Annotated in this window: 6 protein-coding genes; 4 read left to right on the top strand and 2 right to left on the bottom strand. The window is 71.6% G+C overall.

Going from position 1 to position 4,817, the window contains the following annotated elements; translation table 11 throughout:
* Both VGW35_17860 and VGW35_17855 read right to left on the bottom strand, forming a co-directional pair.
* Positions 1 to 1,471: glycosyltransferase (locus VGW35_17860; protein ID HEV8309530.1), on the bottom strand; the 1,471-nt coding region annotated here is incomplete at its 3' end.
* Positions 1,472 to 1,578: 107 nt separating this feature from the next.
* Positions 1,579 to 1,863 carry a hypothetical protein gene (locus VGW35_17855; protein HEV8309529.1) on the bottom strand — a complete coding sequence of 95 codons (285 nt, stop codon included), beginning with the start codon at positions 1,861 to 1,863 and terminating at the stop codon, positions 1,579 to 1,581.
* A 334-nt stretch (positions 1,864 to 2,197) separates the two neighbouring features.
* On the opposite strand from VGW35_17855, the gene VGW35_17850 reads away from it, so the two are divergent.
* Genes VGW35_17850 through VGW35_17835 form a run of 4 tightly spaced genes read left to right on the top strand, consistent with a single transcriptional unit; the run spans position 2,198 to position 4,658 of the window.
* Entirely contained in the window at positions 2,198 to 2,965 is a 768-nt protein-coding gene (locus tag VGW35_17850; GenBank protein HEV8309528.1) for a class II aldolase/adducin family protein, read from the top strand.
* A complete protein-coding gene (locus VGW35_17845; GenBank protein HEV8309527.1) occupies positions 2,962 to 3,729 on the top strand; it encodes an iron-containing redox enzyme family protein in 768 nt (255 codons plus the stop codon). The genes VGW35_17850 and VGW35_17845 overlap by 4 nt, the downstream gene beginning before the upstream one ends.
* Positions 3,726 to 3,938, top strand: a complete 213-nt coding sequence (locus VGW35_17840) for a hypothetical protein (protein ID HEV8309526.1) — start codon at positions 3,726 to 3,728, stop codon at positions 3,936 to 3,938. The genes VGW35_17845 and VGW35_17840 overlap by 4 nt, the downstream gene beginning before the upstream one ends.
* Positions 3,939 to 3,965: 27 nt before the next feature.
* On the top strand, positions 3,966 to 4,658 hold the full coding sequence (locus tag VGW35_17835) for a hypothetical protein (protein HEV8309525.1): 693 nt from the start codon (positions 3,966 to 3,968) through the stop codon (positions 4,656 to 4,658).
* Positions 4,659 to 4,817 lie beyond the last annotated feature (159 nt).

Raw genomic sequence — 4,817 nt, 5'->3', positions numbered from 1 at the left:
ACCGGTCCCGGAGGCGTAGGTAGAGTCGCTCTCGCTGCGATCCCCGGGGGAACAGCCGGAGCCGGATCGCCTGGAGACGCCGCACGAGCCGCCAGCTCGGGCTCGACAGGATCTCGGCGAGCTCGCCCTTGAAGCGCTCCGCCTCGTCCTTGAAGTGCTCTGCCGTCGCCCGGAAGTAATTGGCGGTGGCTTCGCGCTTCACGAGCTGCGCCCGGAGGGCGCGCACCTCCCGCACGCTCACCGAGAGCAGCTCGAGCTTTTTACGCCACCCCAGCAGCGTTTTCGCGGCCGCCACGTGCCCGCGATCGCCGACGCCGGCGTACCACTCCTCGACGCGGCCCCGCGTCCGCTCGATGTCGAAGATGACCCCGAAGAGGTTGTGGAGCGCGGCGCGGAGGCCCGGGTCGTCCCGTCCGGGGGGCCGCCCGGCGTCCCCCGGTGGCTCGCCGCCTCCCAGGAGGTGCTCGATCCGGCGAACGAGGCCGCGGAAGACCTCGTCGGTGTGCCGGTCGAGCGCCGTGAGCCGCTCCAGCTCGGCCGGCCGGGCGAGCAGCTGCTCGACCGCGTCCACCCAGTCGCCGATCCAGCCGACCTCCAGGACCTCGTCGAGCTGGGGGTGCTTCCGGTAGAAGACCACGGCCATCTGGCCGGCCTTGTATTCGCGCCGGGAGAAACTGTCGAGGTCCATCCAGTGGTCGTGGTAGGCCAGCGCCGCCTTCCAGTAGTGGATCGCCAGCCCCCGCGCCTCCAGCCGGTACGCGTACTCGCTATCCTCGAACCCCGCGTACCGGAAGCAGGGGTCGAACCCCACGCCCGCCCGCAGCGCCGCCGCCACGAACCGCCGCTTCAGCGAGATGTTGCTCGTGTAGAAGTACTTGAAGTCGAGCGCGGGCTCGGTGGCGATGTGGTGGTAGGCAAACTGCTGGGAGCCCGCGCCGCAGACGTAATCCATCACGGCCGTCCGCTCGAGCCACGGGGGCCAGTCGATGTGCCCGAGGATCGCGGCCCCGGGCTCGGGGTGCCGGGTGTGCGCCACGAGGTGCTGCTCCAGCAGGCGCGCGTCGGCGATGATGTCGTCGCCGATGAACAGCACGACCTCCCCCTGCGCCACCTCCATGGCCAGATTCCGTGCGACCCCGGGCCCCTGATTCGCTTGCCGGTAGTAGCGCAGCGGAAACCGAAACGATCGCCCCGACAGCGCCGTCTCGGTCCCGTCCGTCGACCCGTCGTCGACCACCACCACCTCGAACACCCCCACGGTCTGCGTCTCCAAGGCCCCCAGACACTTGAGCAGCGTGTCGTGTCGGTTGTAGGTCGGGACCAGGACGCTGATCGGGCAGGCGGATGCGATGGCCGTCGGGGCTCCGGCGCCCGAAGTCCCCGTGTCTCCACGGCGCGAGATGTCGTCCGGCCGACCCTGCGGCCCGCCGGTGCCCGCCGCCGCACCGCAGACCCGCTGGACGCGATCCACCGCGGTCTCCTCCGATGAGCAGATAGACTGCTGCTGCCGCTCGGGCGCGATTCACGCTGACTGGCGGCCCGCGGATCGCATCCGCGGGCCCACGGGACGGGAGAGGTCTAGAGGAGCGGGGGTGCGCGACTGGGGGCGTCGGGGAGAGTGGCCGACAGACCGCGAATCGCCGGTGACGCCCAGACGGTCTCGGGATCAGGGAGCGGTCCGGCGACCGCGGACGATCCGCACTCGACAACAAGGGCGTGGGCCGAGCAGACGGCAGAGATGACAGCGTCGTCCTCGCCGTCGTCCTCGCCGTCGTACACGCCCACGAGCCAGATCGGATCGGGCGGGGTGGCGTAGGCCAGCCCGGCGAGCCCGGAGAGCACGGCCAGGAGGCCGAGCGTCATAGCCCATCGCCAGCGCATCATGGTGTCACACTAGCTGAAGAGCTTGGCGGTCGCAAGCGTGCCGGCGACCCCGGCCCTGGCGCGACTCGGCGCCGGAATACTCGAGCGGGGTCCTGCGGGTACCGCTCGTCAGCGAGTCCCATGGCGTCAGGTGGGCGCCCGGGCGGCTCGTGAGATAATCAGCAGGCACATCGCCGACCATTGCGCGTCCAGCTCGCCGAGGAGGCGCCCGCATGGACCTGATGACGTTCCGGATGGTGGCCGTCGTCGTCATTCTCCTGACCGGCCTGGCCGGCGGCCTCTTGCCGATGTGGGTCGGCTACACGCCGAGGGCATGACGAAGCGAGCGTCGACGACCGAGGCGGTGCTGAAGCGCCGGCTGGTCCAGGCGTCGTGGATCCTGGCCATGGAGGGCCAGGGGGACCTGGTGTGGGGGCACGCCTCGGTGCGCGTCCCCGGCCGCGAGACCTTCTGGATCAAGCCGACCGGATTGGGCCTGGACGAGGTGCGGGTCGAGGACCTCCTCCTCTGCGACCTGGACGGCCGGGTGGTCCGCGGGAAGGGGCCCCGGCACATCGAGGTGTTCATCCACAGCGAGGTCATGCGGGCCCGGCCCGAGGTGGGCGCGGTCGTCCACACCCACGCCATCCACCCCACCGTCTTCGCCGCGCTGGGCGTTCCCTTGCGGGCGGTCACCCACGAGGCGGCGGTCTTCGTGCCGCCGGACGTCCCCCGCTTCGACGAGACGACGGACCTCATCAACACCGCGGAGCGGGGCCGCGCGATGGCGCGAGCCCTCGGGAGCCGGGACGCGCTCCTGCTGGTGAGCCACGGCATCGTGACCTCGGGCACGACCATCGAGCGGGCGGCCATCAATGCCCTCCTGCTCGACCGCGCCGCCCGCGCCCAGCTGCTCCTGGGTGGGGCCCCGGTCGAGTGCTCGAGCAACGAGGCCGACTCTCTCGCCAAGCGGGACCTCCTGCTCGCCGACTCCCACCAGGCCCTGCGCTGGGGCTACCTCCGGCGGAAGCTGGCCAGCACCCGCCCGGGGCATTCCCGAGGCCCAGGGCGAGGGTGGGCCCCAGCGCGGAGAATCCGGTGAGGGGGACGACCGTGGGGCCGCGGACGATCGTGGACCTCCTCCAGGAGGACATGCAGCGGGCGCACAACCGATACCTGAACTCGCCGCTGGTCCGGCTGATCGCCTCGGGGCAGCTCCCCAGGGCGGCGATCAAGGACTACGCCGTGCTCCGCTGGCCCTTCCAGGCGCACGCCGACCTGGCGATGATGATCAGTCACGCCGCGTTCCTGCGGGGCGATGACGCCGCTCATCTCCTGGGCAACGCCTTCGACGAGATCCTCCGGCCGGCCGGCGAGGGCGACCACCCGTCGCTCTGGGTGCAGTTCGCCCTCGCGGTCGGTGCCACCCGGGCCGAGCTGGACGCCGCGGCGGCGAACCCGCTGCCCGAGGTGCTCGGCTTCTCGAAGACGATGACCTACTACTGCACGCGGTCGGCCGAGGAGGGGCTGTCCTCCTGGTTCGCCGACGAGGAGCAGCTGCCCGAGGTCCACGGGGCCACCGCGCTGGCGCTCCGCAAGTACTACGGCTACCGGGACGACGTGATCGAGTACTTCCTCGAGCACGTGCGAGCGGATCTCGGCCATTCGGACGCCGCCGAGAGCATGCTGGTGTCCTACTGCCACACGCCGGAGGCCATCCAGCGGGGACGCCGGGCCGGCAACATGACGCTCTGGGCCTGGCGCGAGATGCACGACGGGATCCTGCGGGAGATCCGGAAGCGTCATCGCGTCTCCCCGGGCGGGGCAGGCGAGACGGCCCGGAGCGAAGAGGGGAGAGCCGGATGACACCGGGAATCGACTGGTCCACGGCCGTCGCGATCGAGCGGCGGGAGGGGCGGCTCTGGGCGCCGGTCCCGCCGCAGCTGGCCCGGCAACTCGAGGTCGGTGAGGGCGACGTCCTGTGCTTCACGGCCTTCGAGAACGGCATCGTCGAGGTCTGGTCGGTGCGCAAGAACCCGTACGCGACGCTGGAGATTCCGGCCGACCGCGGCTGAGCGGGTTGGCCGGCCCGGGCGAGACTCATGGCGGAGACGGACAGCATGCGGGCGAGCGCGTCCACGATCGAGTTGTTGGCGCTCGACGCGGCCGACCCGCTGGTGCGGCTGGATCGGCACCCGCTGTGGGACGCCGTGTTCGCCGGGACGCTGCCCGCCGAACGCGTGCTCGACGTGGCGCTGACCTTTTATCCCTCACTGGGGGGCACGGCCCGTTACCTCTTCTCCTCGAAGGTCAGCACGCTCCGGCTGGAGGACGGCAAGACGGTGTACCGGACCCTCTACGACGCGCTGACGGTCCCGGAGGCCGACGCCGACCGCGGCTGGAGGCCGCTGGCCCTGGCCCTGGGAGCCACGGCCGAGCGACTCGACGAGGCCCTCGCGCTTCCGTCTCCCGAGGTGAGCGATTACGTCGCGCTCGCCCGAGGTTTCGGCCACCGGTCGGCCCACGAAGGGGTCGGCGCGGCGTGGGGGGTGGAGCGTCAGCTTCCGGCGCTGTGGGGCCGGGTCGCGGAGGCGCTCGCGCGTCACTATGCGGTACCCGAGCCCGCCTTGCGATACCTGCGCTACCAGGGGAGCATCGCGAGTGACGTCGACCGGCGAATCGCCAGCCTCGTCGAGCGGTACTGCGATGACCCGTGGAAGACCTACGAGGCCCGACGCGCGGCCCGCGAGTGCGTGTGGGCCTGGAAGAGCATCGGCGAGCGCGTCGTGGCCTAGTTGCTCGGGGGGGTCTCGGAAGATGCCCCCCCTCGGTTGCGGCGGCACAGCCGCCGCTCGGAGCGCTGCCCGACGCGGCGCGCGCTCGGGGCGAGCCGCCGGGTTACTCCGACACGCGCCTGGCCGGCGGGCGGCTCCGTCGCCCGCATCTTCTTGACA

It is taken from the genome of Candidatus Methylomirabilota bacterium (assembly GCA_036005065.1).
Lineage (GTDB): Bacteria > Methylomirabilota > Methylomirabilia > Rokubacteriales > DASRDR01 > DASYQW01.
Note: the sequence above shows the minus strand (reverse complement) of the source record. Positions and strands in the feature narration are given on the sequence as shown.

What these genes read in the sequence shown, in the direction of transcription:
- VGW35_17850 (HEV8309528.1), top strand. Translation starts at nt 2,198, where the DNA reads ATGACGAAGCGAGCGTCGACGACCGAGGCGGTGCTGAAGCGCCGGCTG.
- VGW35_17840 (HEV8309526.1), top strand. Translation starts at nt 3,726, where the DNA reads ATGACACCGGGAATCGACTGGTCCACGGCCGTCGCGATCGAGCGGCGG.
- VGW35_17835 (HEV8309525.1), top strand. Translation starts at nt 3,966, where the DNA reads ATGGCGGAGACGGACAGCATGCGGGCGAGCGCGTCCACGATCGAGTTG.
- VGW35_17855 (HEV8309529.1), bottom strand. Translation starts at nt 1,863, where the DNA reads ATGACGCTCGGCCTCCTGGCCGTGCTCTCCGGGCTCGCCGGGCTGGCC.